This window comes from Streptomyces sp. NPDC093544 (genome assembly GCF_040683495.1).
Lineage (GTDB): Bacteria > Actinomycetota > Actinomycetes > Streptomycetales > Streptomycetaceae > Streptomyces.
Map to the genome: position 1 here is coordinate 13,350 of NZ_JBFBEA010000016.1, position 17,828 is coordinate 31,177.

Consider the following 17,828-nt stretch of genomic DNA (forward strand, 5'->3'; position numbering starts at 1 on the left):
CACAGCTTTCGGGGGAGAAACGATGGGCGAGACACAACCGGGCGGACATTTCCGCCCGTTGGAGGCCGGCGACCCGACGGTCGTGGCGAGCTACCGGCTCGCGGCACGGCTCGGCTCGGGCGGCATGGGCACGGTGTACCTGACGTACACGCCGGGCGGCCACCCGATCGCGCTGAAGACGATCCGGCCGGAGCTGAGCGAGGACCCCGAGTTCCGCCGCAGGTTCAAGCAGGAGGTCCAGGCCGCCCAGCGCGTCCAGGGCCTCTACACCGCGCCGGTCCTGGACCACGACACCGAGAGCAGCACCCAGCCCTGGCTGGCCACCGCATACGTACCCGGCCCCTCGCTGGCCTCGGCGGTCACCGAGCACGGCCCGCTGCCGGTGCCGACAGTCCTGCTGCTGGTCGCGGGGGTCGCGGAGGCGCTGTCGGTCATCCACGGCGCGGGCATCGTCCACCGGGACCTGAAACCCTCGAACGTGCTGCTCGCCGCCGACGGCCCCCGGGTCATCGACTTCGGCATCGCCCGCGCCGCCGACGCCACCGCGCTGACCAACACCGGTGTCTCCATCGGCACCCCGGCCTTCATGTCGCCGGAGCAGGCCTCGGGGCGGGGTGAGCTGTCCCCCGCGTCGGACATCTTCGCCCTCGGCCAGGTCGCCGCGTACGCGGCCCGGGGCAGCTCCGCGTACGGGGACGGGCCCTCGCACGCCGTGCTGTACCGCATCGTCCACGAGGAGCCGGACCTCACCGGCCTCCCGGACGAACTCCGGTTCATCACGCGCCTGCTGGCCAAGGACCCGGCCGACCGGCCCTCACCGGCCGACGTCATCGCCCTGTGCCAGGAGGCCTCGCCCACCCCGCTGCGCCAGTCCGGATCCTGGCTGCCGGACCCGATCGGCGAGCAGATCACCCGGCGGGTCTCGGCGTCGGCCGAGCTCCTTGCGGCCCGCGCCGACGCCACCGCGACACCGGCCGCTCCTGCCGACGCGGTGCCTCCGCCCACCGCTCCGGTCACCCAGCTGAGCGCTCCGGGCGTCGACCCGGCCGCGCACACGGTGCACGCGGCCCACGTTCCGACGCCTCCGCCCACCCCGCCGCCGTACGTACAGCAACCCGCGCACCAGACGCACCCCACGCACCCGACGGCGCCGTACTCGCCGCCGCAGACCTGGCAGCCGCACCCGCAGGCCCAGCCGTACCCGTACCCGCACGCTCGGCCCCTCCCGCCGCCCAAGAGCAATGCGGGCAAGGTCCTCGCGATCATCGCGGGGGTGCTCGTGGTGATGGTCGGCGGCTGCGTCTCGCTCCTCGGCAACATGGACGACACGAAGGACAGCTCCTCCGACAACGCCGGCACGAGCTCCACCTCCGGTACCAGCGGAAGTTCGGACTCCAACAGCTCCGAGGCGCTCCCCGACCCCAAGCCGGCCACCTACAAGGGCATCAACATCCCCGGCGGCTACTACGTGCGCTTCGCCGACTCGCCGCCCAAGCCGGTCGACGGCGATGGTCCGTACGAGGACGACGGGGACTTCTACTACTACGTGGACAGCCTCCAGATCACCGAGAAGCACGTGGGCAGCAGCAGCGACAAAATCGTCCTGCTGAACAACTCGGTGAAGGGCTCCCTCAAGACCTGCCGTGCCGAGACCCGGTACGCGGAGACCGTCACCCTCGGCCAGCTCTCCAAGGGCACCCAGATGTGCGTCCACACCGCGTCCGGCCACATCGGTCTGGTGACCTTCCAGGGCTCGGCCCCGAGCGGCGACCCCAGCGACTACGTCTCGGTGGACATCACGGTGTGGCGGAACGCGGAGGAGCCCACATCCGGCTGAGCCTCGTCGTCCCCATGGCGGAGCCCGGTCGTCCGAAGGCCGGGCTCCCCGTCATCCCGTCATCTCCCACACCAGCACCTCCGCCGGAGACCCCGCCACCGCCTCCAGGTCCTTCGCGTCGGTGATACGGGCCGCGTCGCCGGGGCCCAACTCCTCGCCGTCCAGGCGCACTTCGCCGCGTACGACATGGACGTACGCATAGGCCGCGTCCGGAATCGCCGTCCGCTCCCCCGCTGTCAGGCGGCGTACGTGGAGCATGGCGCCCGCCTCCGGGACGGCGTACGGGGTGGAGTCCGCGATGCCGTGGACGATCTCGTAGGCGGGCTCGCCGCCGGGCTCCAGCGGGGCCAGCCACATCTGGACGAAGATGAGCGGCTCCGTGCCGTCGTTGCGCTCCACGTGGCGGACGCCGCCCCCGGCGCTCAGGCGCTGCACGTCGCCGGGGCGGACCACCGACTCGTGGCCGGTGGAGTCGCGGTGGGTCAGCTCGCCCTCGACCACCCAGGTGACGATCTCGGTGTGGCTGTGCGGGTGCTCGTCGAAGCCGGCGCCGGGGGCGAGCCACTCCTCGTTGCAGGCGATCACCGCGCCGAAGCGGAGGTTGTCCGGCTCGTAGTGCGGGCCGAAGGAGAAGGCGTGGAGCGAGGAGATCCCGGTCGCCGGGTCCCCTCCGCTGTAGCGCTCGTCGGCGCGGCGGACATCCATCACAGCCCCACCGTAGCCTCGCCCCCGCACTCTCCCGGCGCTTACTCGCGACCCGCCGCCGCACACCTCCGTCCGGATAAGGCAGTCTTGTTCCGTGCCCGAACCCGAAACCAGCAACACCGCACGCCCACCGCTCGACGCCCGCGCGCATGCGGCGACCCTGAAGCGGCTGGAGAAGTCGTCCGGGAGTCTCGCCGCGCAGGCCATCGCGCGGATGGACGAGACGCTGCCGTGGTACCGGGCCATGCCCCCGGAGAACCGTTCCTGGATCGGTCTGGTCGCCCAGGCCGGAATCGCCGCCTTCACCGAGTGGTTCCGGCGTCCGGACGCTCCGCAGGCCATCTCCACCGATGTGTTCGGGACCGCGCCACGCGAACTGACCAGGGCGATCACCCTGCGTCAGACCGTCGAGATGGTGCGTACGACGATCGAGGTGATGGAGAGCGCGATCGACGAGGTCGCGGCGCCGGGCGACGAGTCCGTGCTCCGTGAGGCGCTCCTCGTCTACGCCCGCGAGATCGCCTTCGCGACCGCCCAGGTGTATGCCCAGGCGGCGGAGGCTCGGGGGGCCTGGGACGCCCGCCTCGAATCGCTCGTGGTGAACGCCGTGCTGTCCGGCGAGGCCGACGAGGGCGCCGTCAGCCGGGCCTCGGCGCTGGGCTGGAACTCACCCGAACATGTCTGCGTGGTGCTGGGTACGGCGCCCGACGGTGACAGTGAGCTGACGGTCGAGGCGATCCGGCGGGCCGCCCGGCACGCCAAGCTCCAGGTACTGACGGGGGTGCTCGGGGACCGGCTGGTCGTCATCGCCGGTGGGAGCGACAACCCGCTCGCCGTCGCCAAGTCGCTGATCGGGCCGTATGCGGCCGGGGCCGTCGTCGCGGGGCCCATCGTGCCCGACCTGCTTGCCGCGACCCGCTCCGCGCAGGCCGCCGCCGCCGGGCTGAAGGCGTGTTTCGCCTGGCAGGACGCGCCGCGGCCGGTGCTCGCGGACGATCTGCTGCCGGAGCGCTCGATCGCCGGTGACCCCGCCGCCCGCGACCAGCTGGTGGAGGAGATCTACAGACCGCTGGAGGAGGCCGGCTCCGCACTCCTGGAGACACTCGCGGTCTATCTGGAACAGGCGAGCAGTCTCGAGGGCGCGGCCCGGATGCTCTTCGTCCACCCCAACACCGTGCGCTACCGGCTCCGACGTGTGACTGACGTCACCGGTTGGTCGCCCTCGGATGTACGCTCCGCGTTCACGCTGCGCATCGCGCTGATCCTCGGGCGTTTGGCCGGAGGAGATCCACAAACCTAGGCTTTTGTCGGGGCCCTACAATTCCCCTTCGTGTTCTTCGTCCCTGTCCCCACGGGCGGTTGTGGCCGTCCACAAGAGAGAGTGTGAGAGTGCTCGTACTCGTCGCTCCCGGCCAGGGCGCCCAGACGCCTGGCTTCCTCACTCCTTGGCTCGACCTCCCCGGCGCGGCTGACCGCCTCGCCGGCTGGTCGGACGCCATCGGGCTCGACCTTGCCCACTACGGCACCCAGGCCGACGCGGACGCGATCCGCGACACGGCCGTGGCGCAGCCGCTGCTCGTCGCGGCCGGACTGTTGTCCGCGGCCGCGCTGGGCGAGGTGACCCCGGGTGCCGTCGCGGGCCACAGCGTCGGTGAGATCACCGCCGCCGCGTTCGCGGGAGTGCTGGACGACACGGCCGCGCTCCAGCTCGTACGCAAGCGGGGCCTGGCGATGGCCGAGGCCGCCGCCATCACCCGGACCGGGATGTCCGCGCTGCTGGGCGGCGACCCCGAGACGACGGTTGTGCACCTGGAGAAGCTCGGCCTGACGGCGGCGAACGTGAACGGCGCGGGCCAGATCGTGGCGGCCGGCACGCTGGAGCAGCTCGCCGAACTCGCCGAGAACAAGCCCGAGGGCGTACGTAAGGTCATCGCGCTGAAGGTCGCCGGTGCCTTCCACACGCAGCACATGGCGCCCGCCGTCGACGCGCTGGCCAAGGCCGCCGAGGAGCTGGCTCCGGCGGACCCGAAGCTCACATACGTCTCGAACAAGGACGGCAAGGCCGTGGCCACCGGCGACGAGGTCGTCGCCCGGCTGGTCGGCCAGGTCGCCCACCCGGTCCGCTGGGACCTGTGCATGGAGACCTTCAAGGAGCTCGGCGTGACCGCACTGCTTGAGGTATGCCCCGGCGGCACCCTGACCGGCCTGGCCAAGCGCGCCCTGCCCGGTGTGAAGACGCTGGCGCTGAAGACCCCCGACGACCTCGACGCGGCTCGCGAGCTCATCGCCGAGCACAGTGCCTGACAAGGAGCTTGAGAGCATGTCGAAGATCAAGCCCAGCAAGGGCGCCCCGTACGCGCGCATCCTCGGCGTGGGCGGCTACCGCCCCGTCCGGGTCGTGCCCAACGAGGTGATCCTCGAGACGATCGACTCGTCCGACGAGTGGATCCGTTCGCGCTCCGGCATCGAGACCCGGCACTGGGCGAACGACGAGGAGACCGTCGCCGCGATGTCCATCGAGGCGTCCGGCAAGGCGATCGCCGACGCCGGGATCAGCGTCGAGCAGATCGGCGCGGTCGTCGTCTCCACCGTGTCGCACTTCAGCCAGACCCCCGCCGTCGCCACCGAGATCGCCGACAAACTCGGCACGAACAAGGCCGCCGCCTTCGACATCTCGGCCGGCTGCGCGGGCTTCGGCTATGGCCTGACCCTCGCCAAGGGCATCGTCGTCGAGGGCTCCGCGGAGTACGTCCTTGTCATCGGAGTCGAGCGTCTCTCCGACCTCACCGACCTGGAGGACCGCGCGACGGCCTTCCTGTTCGGTGACGGCGCGGGAGCGATCGTCGTGGGTCCCTCCGACGAGCCGCACATCGGCCCGACGATCTGGGGCAGCGAAGGCGACAAGGCCGGCACGATCAAGCAGACCGTGCCGTGGGACGAGTTGTTCCGCGGCGGCGACGGGGCCAAGCTGCCGCTCGACTCCAAGGGCGAGGTCAAGTTCCCCGCCATCACGCAGGAGGGCCAGGCGGTGTTCCGCTGGGCCGTGTTCGAGATGGCGAAGGTCGCTCAACAGGCGCTGGACGCGGCCGGGATCACCTCGGCCGACCTGGACGTCTTCATTCCCCACCAGGCCAACGAGCGGATCATCGACTCGATGGTGAAGACACTGAAACTGCCGGAGCACGTCACGGTCGCCCGCGACGTACGCACCACCGGCAACACGTCGGCCGCCTCGATTCCGCTCGCGATGGAGCGGCTTCTGGCGACCGGCGAGGCGAAGAGCGGCGACATCGCGCTCGTCATCGGCTTCGGGGCGGGTCTCGTGTACGCCGCCACGGTCGTTACCCTCCCCTAGGCACACCGTCCGGATCTCTCCGGCCGGAGTACCGCCACACCCTCTGGATACATACCGAAGGAGCGCCTGACATGGCCGCCACTCAGGAAGAGATCGTCGAAGGTCTCGCCGAGATCGTTAACGAGATCGCCGGGATCCCCACCGAGGACGTCCAGCTGGACAAGTCCTTCACCGACGACCTGGACGTCGACTCGCTGTCCATGGTCGAGGTCGTCGTCGCCGCCGAAGAGCGCTTCGACGTCAAGATCCCGGACGACGACGTCAAGAACCTCAAGACCGTCGGCGACGCGACGAACTACATCCTCAAGAACCAGGGCTGATCCTCCCGATCAACTTGGGCTGACTGCCCGATCCCTGGGCTGACTGCCCCGCCACCCGGCGGTGGCGCCGCTGAATCCTCGTATCCGTTGGAGAAAGAATTCCCGTGAGCCCGACCAATCGCACCGTGGTCGTCACCGGTATCGGCGCAACCACACCGCTGGGTGGCGACGCAGCCTCAACCTGGGAGGGCCTGGTCGCCGGACGTTCCGGTGTCCGCGCCCTGGAGCAGGACTGGGCCGCCGAGCAGGCGGTCCGTATCGCGGCGCAGATCGCCGTGGAACCGAGCGAGGTCATCCCGCGCCCGCAGGCCCGCCGTCTGGACCGCTCGGCGCAGTTCGCGCTGATCGCGGCCAAGGAGGCGTGGGCCGACGCCGGTTTCACCGACAAGGCGGGCGAGGACAAGAACGTCGACCCCGACCGGCTCGGCGCGGTCATCGCCTCCGGCATCGGCGGCGTCACCACCCTCCTCGACCAGTACGACGTGCTGAAGGAGAAGGGCGTACGCCGCGTCTCCCCGCACACCGTCCCGATGCTGATGCCGAACGGTCCGTCCGCCAACGTGGGCCTCGCTGTCGGCGCCCGCGCCGGTGTGCACACCCCGGTCTCCGCCTGCGCGTCAGGCGCCGAGGCCATCGGCTACGCGATCGAGATGATCCGTACCGGCCGCGCCGACGTCGTCGTCGCCGGTGGTACGGAGGCGGCCATCCACCCGCTGCCCATCGCCGCGTTCGGCAACATGATGGCGATGTCCAAGAACAACGACGACCCGCAGGGCGCCTCGCGCCCCTACGACGTCGCGCGCGACGGCTTCGTCCTCGGTGAGGGCGCGGGCGTCCTGGTCCTGGAATCGGCCGAGCACGCCGCCAAGCGCGGTGTCCGCGTCTACGCGGAGGCGGTCGGCCAGGGCATCTCCTCCGACGGCCACGACATCGTGCAGCCGGAGCCCGAGGGCCGCGGCATCGCGCACGCACTGCAGAACCTGCTCGACAGCACCGACCTGGACCCGGCCGAGATCGTGCATGTGAACGCGCACGCCACCTCGACGCCGGCCGGCGATGTCGCCGAGCTGAAGGCGCTGCGCAAGGTCTTCGGCAACGACGCCGACCACATGGCGGTCTCCGGCACCAAGTCGATGACCGGTCACCTCCTCGGTGGCGCGGGCGGCGTGGAGTCGGTCGCCTCGGTGCTCGCCCTGTACCACCGGGTGGCTCCGCCGACCATCAACGTCGACAACCTCGACCCCGAGGCCGCGGCCAACGCCGATGTCGTGCGGGGGGAGGCGCGGAAGCTGCCCGTCGAGGGGCGGATCGCCGCGCTGAACGACTCGTTCGGGTTCGGTGGGCACAACGTGGTGCTCGCCTTCCGAACGGTCTGAGCTGTTCTGACCTGAACGGCGTGTGGCCCGAACCCCTCGGAGGGGTTCGGGCCACATGTCGTTTCGTCGGCTGCCGGCCGGTGGGGGCTGGTCGCGCAGTTCCCCGCGCCCCTGACGGGGCGCTCCAGCACAGGGCGCTTATTGGCTCAGACGACCTGGTGGAGCCAGCGCACCGGGGCGCCCTCGCCCGCGTACCGGAAAGGTTCCAGCTCGTCGTCCCAGGGCTTGCCGAGCAGCTTGGCGAGTTCGGCTTCCAGGTCGGTCTCGCCCCGCTGGGAGCGCAGGAGCGCGGCGCGCAGGCGGTCCTCGGGGATCAGGATGTCGCCGTGGATTCCGGTGACGGCGTGGTAGATGCCCAGTTCGGGGGTGCAGCTGTAGCGCTCGCCCTCAGCCGTCGGGCACGGCTCGGCGGTGACCTCGAAGCGCAGCATCTGCCAGCCGCGCAGCGCGGAGGCGAGCTTGGAGGCGGCGGAGACCTCGCCCTTCCAGGAGAACTCTGATCTCCAGGTGCCCGGCGAGGCGGGCTGCCGGATCCAGTCGAGGTTGACGCGCGTGCCGAGCACTCCGGCGACGGCCCACTCGACGTGCGGGCACAGCGCGCGGGGCGCGGAGTGCACGTAGAGAACTCCACGTGTCGTCACTGGGGCCTCCGGACAGAGCGACGCATCTTGTAACTTAGCGGGACGGCAGTGGCGGGGCGGCCACGTGGCGAGGCTACCGTGCGGCGGCGCAAGGAGTGTGACGTACCGTCGGTCCCAGCGCGCAGAAACATTGAGGTTTCACCCAAGGGGACGCGGTGTTGACCGACCGTGTCCGTCGGGGTAGCGACCGACCCTGCACAACGAACGAGGGGACCAGTGGATGCGAAACCGTAGCCACCGTTCGCGGGCCGTCCTCGCCGTCGTGGCGGCGGCCCTGCTGGGCATTGCCGGTTGCGACGCCACCGGTGGCAACTCCTCGGCGCCGGAAGGCACCACGGCCAATGGACGGCCGTCCCCGAAGCCCACGCCCGCCTGGGACCGCAGCCCTGAGTCCGTGGCCGCGATCGGCGACTCCATCACGCGCGGCTTCGACGCGTGCACCGTGCTGTCGGACTGCCCCGAGGCGTCCTGGGCGACCGGCAGCGACAAGGAGGTCAACAGTCTCGCCGTACGGCTGCTGGGGACGGCCGGGGCGGCGGAGCACAGTTGGAACTACGCGGTGACCGGGGCGCGGATGGCGGATCTGCCCGGGCAGATGGCGCAGGCCGTCACGGAGAAGCCGGAGCTGGTGGCGGTGATGGCGGGCGCCAACGACGCCTGCCGCGCGTCCGTCTCGGCGATGACGTCCGTCGCCGAGTTCCAGGCCGACTTCGAGGACGCGCTCGGCACGCTGCGCGCCACGCTGCCCAAGACCCAGGTGTACGTGTCGAGCGTGCCGGACCTGAAGCGGCTCTGGTCCGAGGGCCGCAGCAACCCGGTCGGCAAGCAGATCTGGAAGCTGGGCATCTGCCCCTCGATGCTGGAGGACGCGGACTCCCTCACCGCGGCGGCGACGCTGCGGCGCGACACGGTGCAGGACCGGGTGGAGGCGTACAACGAGGTCCTGAAGGAGGTCTGCGCCAAGGACAAGTACTGCCGCTTCGACGGCGGCGCGGTCTTCGACTACCGATTCGGGACCGATCAGCTGAGCCACTGGGACTGGTTCCACCCGAGCAAGAACGGGCAGGCGCAGCTCGCGGAGATGGCCTATCGCGTGGTGACGGCGAAGAAGCCGGTGGCGTAGGAGCTCGATCGGGACGGTGGCTCAGGCGGCCGATCGGGATGCTGGCCCAGGCGGTCGATCCGGACGGTGGCGCAGGCGCTCGATCGGGAACGGCGGCCCAGGCAGTCAACCGTGACCGTGGCCCAGGCGGTCGACCGTGACCGGTGGCGTAGCCATTCGATTCTGACCGGGTGGCCTAGGCTTTCGATCATGCGCGACGAACTCTTCGGCACCCTTCCTGACGGCGCCCCGGTCCACCGCTGGACGCTGGAGCGTTCCGGTGTGCGGGTGCGGGTCCTGACGTACGGCGGGATCGTGCAGTCGGTCGAGGTGCCGGACGGGGACCGGCAGGCCGTGGACGTGGTGCTGGGCTTTCCGGACCTGGCGGGGTATCTCGCGCATCCGGAGCCGTACTTCGGGGCGCTGGTCGGGCGGTACGCGAACCGGATCGCGGGCGGCCGCTTCCCGCTCGACGGTCTGACCTATCACCTGGCCCAGAACAACGGCACCAACTCCCTGCACGGCGGCGAGCGCGGCTTCGACAAGCGCGTGTGGGACTCGGAGGCCGTCGAACACGGGGTCCGGCTGTCTCGGGTCGCTCCGCACGGCGAGGAGGGCTTCCCGGGGCGCCTGGAGGTCTCGGCGACGTACACGCTGGACGAGCGTGGCGCGCTGCGGATCGCGTACGAGGCGGTCACGGACGCGCCGACCGTGGTGAACCTGACGAACCACACGTACTGGAACCTGAGCGGCAGCGGCTCGGGGAGCGCGACCGGACACGAACTCCGCATCGCCGCCTCGCGGTTGACGCCGGTGGACGGGGACCTCATCCCGACCGGGGAGTTCCTGGACGTGGCGGGCACCCGCTTCGACTTCCGGGAGGCGCGGAAGGCGGGCGCGGGTTACGACCACAACTTCGTGCTCGACAAGGGACTGACCGAGGCTCCCATCGAGGTCGCCGAGCTGTACGACCCGGCCTCCGGGCGCGTACTGACCGTGGCGACCACCGAGCCCGGCCTCCAGTTCTACGCCGCCGACCACCTCGACGGCTCGGGGTCCTTCGCGCCCGGCGACGGCATCGCGCTGGAGACGCAGCACTTCCCCGACTCGCCGAACCGGCCCGACTTCCCGAGCACCGAGCTGCGGCCGGGCGGGGTGTACAGGTCGGAGACCGTGTATCGCGTCGCGGTGCGGGACTAGGAGACTCTGAGCTCTTTGTTCTTCCCGAGCCCCGGCCCGGTCTGTCAGGTTCCGGACCGGGACTGTTCAGGAGGGCGGCTCGTCCTGGGTCAGACGGTAATGCGCGACGCGACGCGACGGTCCGCGATCGAGCGTCCTGCCTGGATCTCGTACGAACCCTTCACAAACACCCACGAGTTCGCCGTCTCGTCCCAGATCTCGAAGGCGCGGCGCGGGATGTCGACGACGGCCTCGACGCTCTCGCCTGGTCCGGCCTCCACCCCCGCGAAGCCGGCGAGCCAGCGGGCCGGGCGGTCGGTGTCCTGCTCGGTGTCCTGTTCATTGGGCGCCAGATAGACCTGGACGACCTCATGTCCGGCGCGCTCGCCGGTGTTGCGGACGCGGATCGTGGCGGTCGTGCCGTCGATGCCGACGTCGATCGACTCGTACGTCCAGTGGGTGTAGCCGAGGCCGTGTCCGAAGGCGTACGAGGGGGTGGCGCCGGCCTTGTCCCAGGCGCGGTAGCCGATGAACACGCCTTCGGTGTACGGGAGTTCGCCGTCGGTGGGGGTTACCCGGGTGACCGGGGTGTCGCTCAGTGAGCCCCAGGTGGTCGGCAGGCGGCCGCCCGGCTCGTGGGCGCCGGTGAGGACGTCGGCGAGGGCGGCGCCGCCCTCCTGGCCGGGGAACCAGCTCAGCAGGACGGCCGCGACCTCGTCGCGCCACGGAAGCTCCACCGGGGAGCCGGAGTTGACGATCACGACGGTGTTCGGGTTGGCGGCGGCGACGGCGTAAACCAGATCGTCCTGCCGGCCAGGGAGTTGGAGATCCCTGCGGTCGAAACCCTCGGACTCGACGCGGTCGGTGGTGGCGACCACGACGACGGCGGTGTCGGCGGCGCGGGCCGACTCGACCGCCTCGGCGATCAGTTCGTCGGCGTCGCGCCGCGGCTCCTGGTGGGCGAGCGTGAAGGCGATCACCTTCAGCGGGATGCGCTCGGGGAGGGCGACGACGTGGGTGAGGGATACGTTCACCGGTTCACCCGCGGTCAGTTCGACCTGGGCGCGGGGCATCGGAGCACCGAAGAAGGTCACGAACGGGTCGTCCTTCTCGGCGCGCTGGACGCCGTCGAAGTACGTCGTGCCGTCGATCGTGAGGGTGAAGGCGCCGAGCCCCTTGATGCCGAAGGTGTGCGTGCCGCTGTCGCGCGGGGTGAAGGTGCCCGTCAGCTCGACGGTGTGGAGGGCGGCGTGGGTGACGCCGGCCGGAAGGTCGTTGCCCATCCACTGGATCTGGCCGCTGGGCGCCGAGCCGCTGCCGATGACCTCGCCGGCCGCGTCGCGACAGACGGCGCGCAGCTCGAATCCCTTGTCGGCGGCGGCGAGTTCCTCGTTCGGGTCGGCTCCGACGGCGTACGTCAGGCTGCCCTCGGGGAGGGCGGCGGTGAGGCCGTCGAGAGGCGAGACGACATGGGAGGGAAAGACGGTGGCGGAGCCGCCGCCGAGAACGCGTGCGTCGCGGGCGGCGGCGCCGATGAGCGCGACGGTGCCGGGCCTGAGTGGGAGGGCTTGGCGTTCGTTGCGTACGTCGTCGCGTACTTCGTTGCGTACTTCGTTGCGTACGAGAACGAAGGAGCGGCGGGCGATCTCGCGGGCCAGGTCTTCGCCGTCGATGGTGGCGGGCGGCTCGGTCACGACCGGTTCGGCGCCGTCCAGGATGCCCACGCGGGCGGCAAGGCGCAGGACGTTGCGTACGGCCTCGTCGACCGTCGACTCCTCGACGCGGCCGTCCCGTACGGCCCGCGCGAGCGGCTCGCCGTACACGGTGCTCGGGCCGGGCATGGCGACGTCGAGGCCGCCCTCGATGTCGGCGGTCGTGGAGCGGGCGGCCATCCAGTCGGAGACGTTGATGCCGTCGAAGCCCCACTCGCCACGCAGGATCTCGTTCACGAGGTGGCGGTGCTCGGTCATGGTCGTGCCGTTGACCGAGTTGTAGGCGGTCATGATGCCCCAGGGACGGGCGTTCTCGACGATGGCCTCGAAGGGGGCCAAGTAGAGCTCGCGCAGGGCGCGTTGGGAGACCAAGTTGTTCACCGTGAAGCGGTCGGTCTCGGCGTCGTTGGCGACGAAGTGCTTGACCGTGGTGCCGACGCCGCCGGACTGGACGCCGTTCACGTAGCCCGAGCCGATCTGTCCGGTCAGGTACGGGTCCTCGCTGTACGCCTCGAAGTGGCGGCCGCCGAGCGGGGAGCGGTGCAGGTTGACCGTGGGCGCGAGCAGGACGTGGACGTGTTTGCGGCGGGCCTCCTGGGCGAGGAGCGCGCCGGCGCGGCGAGCGAGGGCCGGGTCCCAGGTGGCGGCGAGCGCGGTCGGGGACGGGAGGGCGACAGAGGGGTCGTCGGCGGTCCAGCGGACGCCTCGTACGCCGATCGGGCCGTCGGACATGACCAGGGACTTCAGCCCGATCTCCGGGAGCGCGGGCAGCGACCACATGTCCTGCCCGGACAGCAGCCTCGCCTTCGCGTCGAGGTCGAGCCTGCCGAGCGCGGCCTCGACGATCGCCTCGCGGGCCTGGTCCAGCGGGCTCTGCTCGGTCTCCGGCACGGCGACACCTCCACGTTGAAGTCCTGGTTGAAGTCCTGGTTGAAGTCCTGGTTGAAGTCCTGGTTGAGGTCCTGGTTGAAGTGCTCGTAGAAGTCCTTGGACATCCCCCTCTCCATCCTGCCCCGGCCGTCCGCGCACCGGGATCAACTTGCGATGGCGTACGCCCCACCCGTCACGGGATACTTTCGCCGTCCGGCAGCACCCCACAGCGGCGGAAGGCCAGAACTCCCTTGAATCACATACGTACTCGGATCGGCGTACTCGGACTGACCCTGGTGGCGGGGCTGGCGGCGGCGCCCACCTCGTCCGCCGCCCCGTCGGCCGCCGAGACCCCCACCGTGGAGGAGCTGCGGCTCGACAAGGCCGCACCCCAGGAGATCCTGCGGCGTTCCGGATTCGACACCGTGGCACCGGAGTTCGCTCGGACGCTGGAGAGGGCCGATTCGTACGCGCAGGCCGAGCGTGCCGCCGTACAGCAGGGTGCGCGGCTGTGGCAGCGGGCCGTGGACCGGGCGCAGGGCCGGGGTCCGGCGGGCGGGGACCTGAGCCGGGACGACGACCGGCCGCTGTACTGGGCGCGGCTCGGCATGACGCGTGAAGTGCGCGAGTGGGAGCCGGAGTTCGGACTCACGGATGCCCAACGGGACAAGCTGCTGGCCAAGTTGGAGGTGTCCTCGCGCGGTCAGGACGCCATTCGCTATCCCCGGGCCAAGGGCGTGAAGCGGATCCTGGTCACCGGATTCGACCCGTTCACGCTGGACCGTGACATCCGGATCTCCAATCCGTCCGGGGCCAGCGCGCTCGCCCTGGACGGTACGACGATCCAGACCGCGGACGGTCCGGCGCGCGTCGAGACCGCCATGTTCCCGGTCCGCTGGGAGGACTTCAGCGACGGCATGGTCGAGCGGGCGCTGCGGTCGTCCTTGCCCCAGGTGGACCTGTTCACCACCGTCAGCCAGGGCCGCGTGGGCCGGTTCGACGTGGAGCGGACCAACGGGGCCTGGCGTGGCGGCTTCGGGGACAACCTGAACACCGGGGTCCCCGAGACCGTCCCGGTCACCGACCCGGCGTCGCAGCCGCAGTGGACGTCAACGACCCTTCCGTACGCGGAGATCGTCGCCGCGAACACGGGCCGCTTCCCGGTGTACGACAACACGTCGGTGACCGAGATCCCGGCGGGCGGCACCACCGCGGTCGTACGTCCCGCGGGCCCGACCTCGGGTTCTACGGCCCGTGCCGGGGGCGGCGGGGACTACCTCTCCAACGAGATCGCCTACCGCGCGACGCTGCTGCGCGACCGGCTCGGCCTGCACGACAGTCTGCCCGGCGGGCATGTGCACACGCCCGTGCTGCAGTTCGGCGCGGGGAACACGGACCCGGCGACGGGGGTGGTCACCGACCCCGAGTTCGTACAGAACCGGCTGGACATCATCGCTCAGGTGCGGGCGATTCTGACGGTGGCGGTGGACGCGGGGTCCTGACCACGGTGGTGGTCGCCGGCTCGCTCGCGACTGAGGTGGTGGACGCCGGCTGGTGACTGAGGCGGTGGACGCCGTTTCTGGCTGAGGCGGTGGACGCCGGTCAGCTCGTGGAGGCCCGCTCCTGATTGTCCGAGCCGTTCCTGTCCCGGTCGCCGTTCGTCGTCGCCGTCTCCTCGCCCAGCAGGTCGCGGGCCATCAGTGTGGCGCCCGCGACCGCGCCGGGCATCAGGAAGACGGCGACGAACGGGACCAGGAAGGAGACGGCCAGGGGGGTGCCGAAGCCCCAGATCAGGGTCTTGCGTGAGCGGAGGAGGGTGAGGCGGTGGCGAAGGTCGACGCGACGGCGTTGCATCGCCACCGCGGTCAGCTCCTCCGTGAGGAAGAACCCCGTGACGAAGAATCCGATCACCGGAACGGCCGTCTGTCCGACGAACGGGATGAACCCGAGGGCGAAGAGCAGGACGCCCCAGAGGGCCGCCCGCACGACGATACGGAGACTGTCGCGGGCCGAGATCCACAGCTCCCGCCACAGCGGCAGGCCCGACTCGGGGGCCGTGCCGTCCTTGGAGACGTCCCGGTCGACCTTCTCCGAGAGGTTCTCGTAGAAGGGCTGGCCGATGAGGAGGGTGACCGCGGTGAAGGTGACCACGGAGAGGAGGAGGGCGAGGGCGAACAGCACGACAGTGAGGAGGCCACGGAAGAGGCCCTGCCAGGGGCTGCTCCAGTCATCCGCGAACGGAGTGGCCCAGCCGATGAAGTCGTCGCCGTATATCGCCAGCGCAACGAGTGCCGCCGCGTACAGCACGAGGGTGATCAGCCCCGGGAGCAGTCCGAACCCGTACTGCTTCCCGTGCCTCCCCACCCATCGCTGGCCCTGCACCAAGTAGTTGAAGCCCACCCCGAAGTCACGCATGGGGGAACTTTAGCCTCGATCCTTGCTGAGGATCCGTCAGCTTGTCGGCGCCCCGGACTGTGTCAGTGACCTGAGCGAGAGTCTCAGCCATGTCAGCCTCCGAGTGTGCCGAAGAAGGCGCGGACGTCGGTGATGAATGCCTTGGGCTGCTCCAGTGCGAGGAAGTTGCCGCCGTGCTCCAACTCGGTCCAGTGGGTGATGTTGTGGTCCCGCTCGGCGAAGCGGCGGATGGTGATGTCGGTGTTCCGGGCGACGGCCACGCCGGTCGGGACGGTGCCGCGCGGCTTCGGGGCCCAGGCGCTCGCGTCGTGGCCCGCCTCGTAGTAGAGGTTCGCCGAGGAACCCGCCGTGCCGCTGAACCAGTAGACGCTGATGTTGGTCAGCAGGCGGTCGCGGCCCACGGCGTCGTCGGGGAGTTCGGCGGCGGGGTCCGTCCACTCCTTGAACTTCTCGGCGATCCAGGCAAGTTGGCCGACCGGCGAGTCATGCAGTCCATAGGCGAGGGTCTGCAGGCGGGTGGACTGGATGGCGTTGAAGCCCATCTTGTCCTGCTGGAAGTCCTCCAGTCGGGCCAGCCGCTCCTGCTCGGGCCCAGTCAGCCCGTCGAGTTCGGCGGGGTCACCGGAAGGGAAGGTGAGCAGGCCGTTGACGTGAACGCCGATGACCTGATCGGGTGCCTGGCGCCCCATCTCGGCGGCGATCCAGGCGCCACCGCCAGTTCCCTGAACGCCGTAGGCGCCGTAGCCGAGCCGACCCATCAACTCGACGAATGCGCCTGCGATGCGGCCGGTGTTCCAGCCGGCCTCGCCGAGCGGACCGGAGAAGCCGGTACCGGGCGTCGAGGTCACGATGACGTGGAAGTCCTCCGTCAGCGGTCGGACGACCTCGACGAACTGAACGAACGAGCAGGGCCAGTCATGCAGCAGAAGCAGCGGGACGGCCGCCGGGTTCTGCGAACGGACATGCAGGAAGTGGATGTTCTGGCCATCGATCTCGGTGGTGAACTGGGGGAACTCATTGAGCTCCGCCTCCGCCTTGCGCCAGTCGAAACCGTCGGCCCAGTACGCGGCCAGGGCCTTGAGGTAGTCGGTGGGCACGCCCCGGCTCCAGCCGGCGCCGGGGATCTCGCTGCCCCAGCGGGTACGTGCCAGCCGCTCGCGCAGGTCGTCCAGTTCCTCCTGCGGAACGTCGATGCGGTACGGGTGGATCCGGGCGTCGGTGTTGCTGCTGGTCACCATGGGTAAAACGGTATTCTCGATATAGGCACGTTACGTTCCTAATCACATCACAGGCTGGGCTCCATGCTTGATACCTCCGCGCGTTTGCTGCGCCTGCTCTCCCTGTTGCAGACCCCGCGAGCCTGGCCGGGATCCGAACTGGCCGAGCGCCTGGGGGTGAGCGGCCGTACCGTCCGCAACGACATCGACCGACTGCGCGAGCTCGGCTATCCCGTGGACGCCACGCGCGGAGCCGCCGGCGGCTACCGGCTGGGGGCCGGGGCGGCGATGCCCCCGCTGCTTCTCGATGACGAGGAGGCCGTAGCGGTGACGATCGCCCTGCGCACCTCGGTGCAAGGTGCCGTCCCCGGCACCGAGGAGACCTCATTGCAGGCGCTGGCCAAGCTGGAGCAGGTACTTCCCTCGCGGCTGCGCAGACGGGTGCGGACACTCCAGGCTTACACCGTGGCCGTACCGGCCGATCGTCCGGCCGCCGCCGTCTCCGCGGATGTGCTGACCACCCTGGTATCCGCCTGCCGCGACCGGGAGCGACTTCGCTTCGACTACCTGGACCACTCCGGCTCGTCCACCCGCCGTCTGGTGGAGCCGTATCGGGCGGTGAACTGGGGACAGCGCTGGTATCTGGTGGCGTGGGACGTCGAGCGCGTGGACTGGCGGACCTTCAGGATCGACCGGATCCAGCCCCGCACCCCGACCGGACCACGCTTCGCCCCGCGCGAACTGCCCGGCGGCGCCGCGGAGTATGTCTCCCGAGGGGTCTCGAGCGCGGCCTGGCGCTACCACGCGCGGGTGACCGTCCACGCCCCCGCGACGACGGTGGTCGAGCAGATCAACCCGGCGGTCGGCACGGTCGAGGCAATTGACGCCGACAGCTGCGTCCTGATCACCGGTGCTGACACCGTGCAGGCCCTCGCTGTCCACCTGGGCATGCTCGACGTCGACTTCGACGTGACCGAGCCCGTGGAACTGATCGCCCACCTCCGTCGACTCGCGGAACGCTACGCCCGCTCCACACCGCCTACCCGATAAGACGAAAAGACCTATCCGATCGACCGCCTTGCCGTACTTCGTACGCGGG

At 70.3% G+C, this 17,828-nt stretch carries 15 protein-coding genes; 10 read left to right on the forward strand and 5 right to left on the reverse strand.

All coding sequences use genetic code 11. The features are described 5' to 3' along the window. Positions 1–22: 22 nt before the first annotated feature. On the forward strand, positions 23–1,837 hold the full coding sequence (locus tag AB0N66_RS24235) for a protein kinase (RefSeq protein ID WP_365438680.1): 1,815 nt from the start codon (positions 23–25) through the stop codon (positions 1,835–1,837). Between the two features lie 51 nt (positions 1,838–1,888). On the opposite strand, the gene AB0N66_RS24240 is transcribed toward AB0N66_RS24235, so the two are convergent. After that, entirely contained in the window at positions 1,889–2,542 is a 654-nt protein-coding gene (locus AB0N66_RS24240; RefSeq protein ID WP_365439048.1) for a pirin family protein, read from the reverse strand. 94 nt (positions 2,543–2,636) lie between these two features. Between AB0N66_RS24240 and AB0N66_RS24245 the strand changes: the two genes are divergently transcribed. The 5 genes from AB0N66_RS24245 to AB0N66_RS24265 all read left to right on the forward strand — a co-directional run bounded on the left by AB0N66_RS24245 (position 2,637) and on the right by AB0N66_RS24265 (position 7,593). Continuing rightward, on the forward strand, positions 2,637–3,842 hold the full coding sequence (locus tag AB0N66_RS24245) for a helix-turn-helix domain-containing protein (RefSeq protein ID WP_365438682.1): 1,206 nt from the start codon (positions 2,637–2,639) through the stop codon (positions 3,840–3,842). Positions 3,843–3,931: 89 nt separating this feature from the next. Then, a complete protein-coding gene (locus AB0N66_RS24250) occupies positions 3,932–4,846 on the forward strand; it encodes an ACP S-malonyltransferase (RefSeq protein WP_365438684.1) in 915 nt (304 codons plus the stop codon). 16 nt (positions 4,847–4,862) lie between these two features. Beyond that, a complete protein-coding gene (locus AB0N66_RS24255) occupies positions 4,863–5,897 on the forward strand; it encodes a ketoacyl-ACP synthase III (RefSeq protein ID WP_365438686.1) in 1,035 nt (344 codons plus the stop codon). A 71-nt stretch (positions 5,898–5,968) separates the two neighbouring features. Continuing rightward, positions 5,969–6,217, forward strand: a complete 249-nt coding sequence (locus AB0N66_RS24260; RefSeq protein WP_365438688.1) for an acyl carrier protein — start codon at positions 5,969–5,971, stop codon at positions 6,215–6,217. Positions 6,218–6,321: 104 nt separating this feature from the next. Beyond that, entirely contained in the window at positions 6,322–7,593 is a 1,272-nt protein-coding gene (locus AB0N66_RS24265; protein ID WP_365438690.1) for a beta-ketoacyl-[acyl-carrier-protein] synthase family protein, read from the forward strand. Positions 7,594–7,739: 146 nt separating this feature from the next. Here the strand turns inward: AB0N66_RS24265 and AB0N66_RS24270 are convergent, their stop codons facing one another. Then, complete coding sequence (locus AB0N66_RS24270) at positions 7,740–8,234, reverse strand: DUF3145 domain-containing protein (RefSeq protein ID WP_266826886.1); 495 nt, start codon at positions 8,232–8,234, stop codon at positions 7,740–7,742. Positions 8,235–8,454: 220 nt separating this feature from the next. Here AB0N66_RS24270 and AB0N66_RS24275 point away from each other — a divergent pair, with 220 nt between their 5' ends. Then, positions 8,455–9,357, forward strand: a complete 903-nt coding sequence (locus AB0N66_RS24275) for an SGNH/GDSL hydrolase family protein (RefSeq protein WP_365438692.1) — start codon at positions 8,455–8,457, stop codon at positions 9,355–9,357. Positions 9,358–9,546: 189 nt separating this feature from the next. After that, the gene (locus AB0N66_RS24280) at positions 9,547–10,536 is read left to right on the forward strand and encodes an aldose epimerase family protein (protein ID WP_365438694.1); all 990 of its coding nucleotides are present in this window, start codon (positions 9,547–9,549) and stop codon (positions 10,534–10,536) included. A gap of 89 nt (positions 10,537–10,625) precedes the next feature. On the opposite strand, the gene AB0N66_RS24285 is transcribed toward AB0N66_RS24280, so the two are convergent. Continuing rightward, on the reverse strand, positions 10,626–13,118 hold the full coding sequence (locus tag AB0N66_RS24285) for a glycoside hydrolase family 3 C-terminal domain-containing protein (RefSeq protein ID WP_365438696.1): 2,493 nt from the start codon (positions 13,116–13,118) through the stop codon (positions 10,626–10,628). A 230-nt stretch (positions 13,119–13,348) separates the two neighbouring features. On the opposite strand from AB0N66_RS24285, the gene AB0N66_RS24290 reads away from it, so the two are divergent. Next, a complete protein-coding gene (locus AB0N66_RS24290) occupies positions 13,349–14,599 on the forward strand; it encodes a pyroglutamyl peptidase (protein ID WP_365438698.1) in 1,251 nt (416 codons plus the stop codon). Positions 14,600–14,699: 100 nt separating this feature from the next. Here AB0N66_RS24290 and AB0N66_RS24295 read toward each other — a convergent pair whose 3' ends face one another. Together AB0N66_RS24295 and AB0N66_RS24300 are read right to left on the reverse strand one after the other, a co-directional pair. Further along, on the reverse strand, positions 14,700–15,512 hold the full coding sequence (locus AB0N66_RS24295; protein ID WP_365438700.1) for an EI24 domain-containing protein: 813 nt from the start codon (positions 15,510–15,512) through the stop codon (positions 14,700–14,702). 92 nt (positions 15,513–15,604) lie between these two features. Continuing rightward, positions 15,605–16,750, reverse strand: coding sequence for an epoxide hydrolase family protein (locus AB0N66_RS24300; RefSeq protein ID WP_365438702.1), 1,146 nt, complete (start codon positions 16,748–16,750; stop codon positions 15,605–15,607). 63 nt (positions 16,751–16,813) lie between these two features. Between AB0N66_RS24300 and AB0N66_RS24305 the strand changes: the two genes are divergently transcribed. Beyond that, positions 16,814–17,779: a YafY family protein gene (locus tag AB0N66_RS24305; protein ID WP_365438704.1), complete on the forward strand. Its 966-nt coding sequence runs from the start codon at positions 16,814–16,816 to the stop codon at positions 17,777–17,779. Positions 17,780–17,828 lie beyond the last annotated feature (49 nt).

What these genes read in the sequence shown, in the direction of transcription:
- AB0N66_RS24235 (WP_365438680.1), top strand. Translation starts at nt 23, where the DNA reads ATGGGCGAGACACAACCGGGCGGACATTTCCGCCCGTTGGAGGCCGGC.
- AB0N66_RS24240 (WP_365439048.1), bottom strand. Translation starts at nt 2,542, where the DNA reads ATGGATGTCCGCCGCGCCGACGAGCGCTACAGCGGAGGGGACCCGGCG.
- AB0N66_RS24255 (WP_365438686.1), top strand. Translation starts at nt 4,863, where the DNA reads ATGTCGAAGATCAAGCCCAGCAAGGGCGCCCCGTACGCGCGCATCCTC.
- AB0N66_RS24260 (WP_365438688.1), top strand. Translation starts at nt 5,969, where the DNA reads ATGGCCGCCACTCAGGAAGAGATCGTCGAAGGTCTCGCCGAGATCGTT.
- AB0N66_RS24275 (WP_365438692.1), top strand. Translation starts at nt 8,455, where the DNA reads ATGCGAAACCGTAGCCACCGTTCGCGGGCCGTCCTCGCCGTCGTGGCG.
- AB0N66_RS24280 (WP_365438694.1), top strand. Translation starts at nt 9,547, where the DNA reads ATGCGCGACGAACTCTTCGGCACCCTTCCTGACGGCGCCCCGGTCCAC.
- AB0N66_RS24295 (WP_365438700.1), bottom strand. Translation starts at nt 15,512, where the DNA reads ATGCGTGACTTCGGGGTGGGCTTCAACTACTTGGTGCAGGGCCAGCGA.
- AB0N66_RS24300 (WP_365438702.1), bottom strand. Translation starts at nt 16,750, where the DNA reads ATGGTGACCAGCAGCAACACCGACGCCCGGATCCACCCGTACCGCATC.
- AB0N66_RS24305 (WP_365438704.1), top strand. Translation starts at nt 16,814, where the DNA reads ATGCTTGATACCTCCGCGCGTTTGCTGCGCCTGCTCTCCCTGTTGCAG.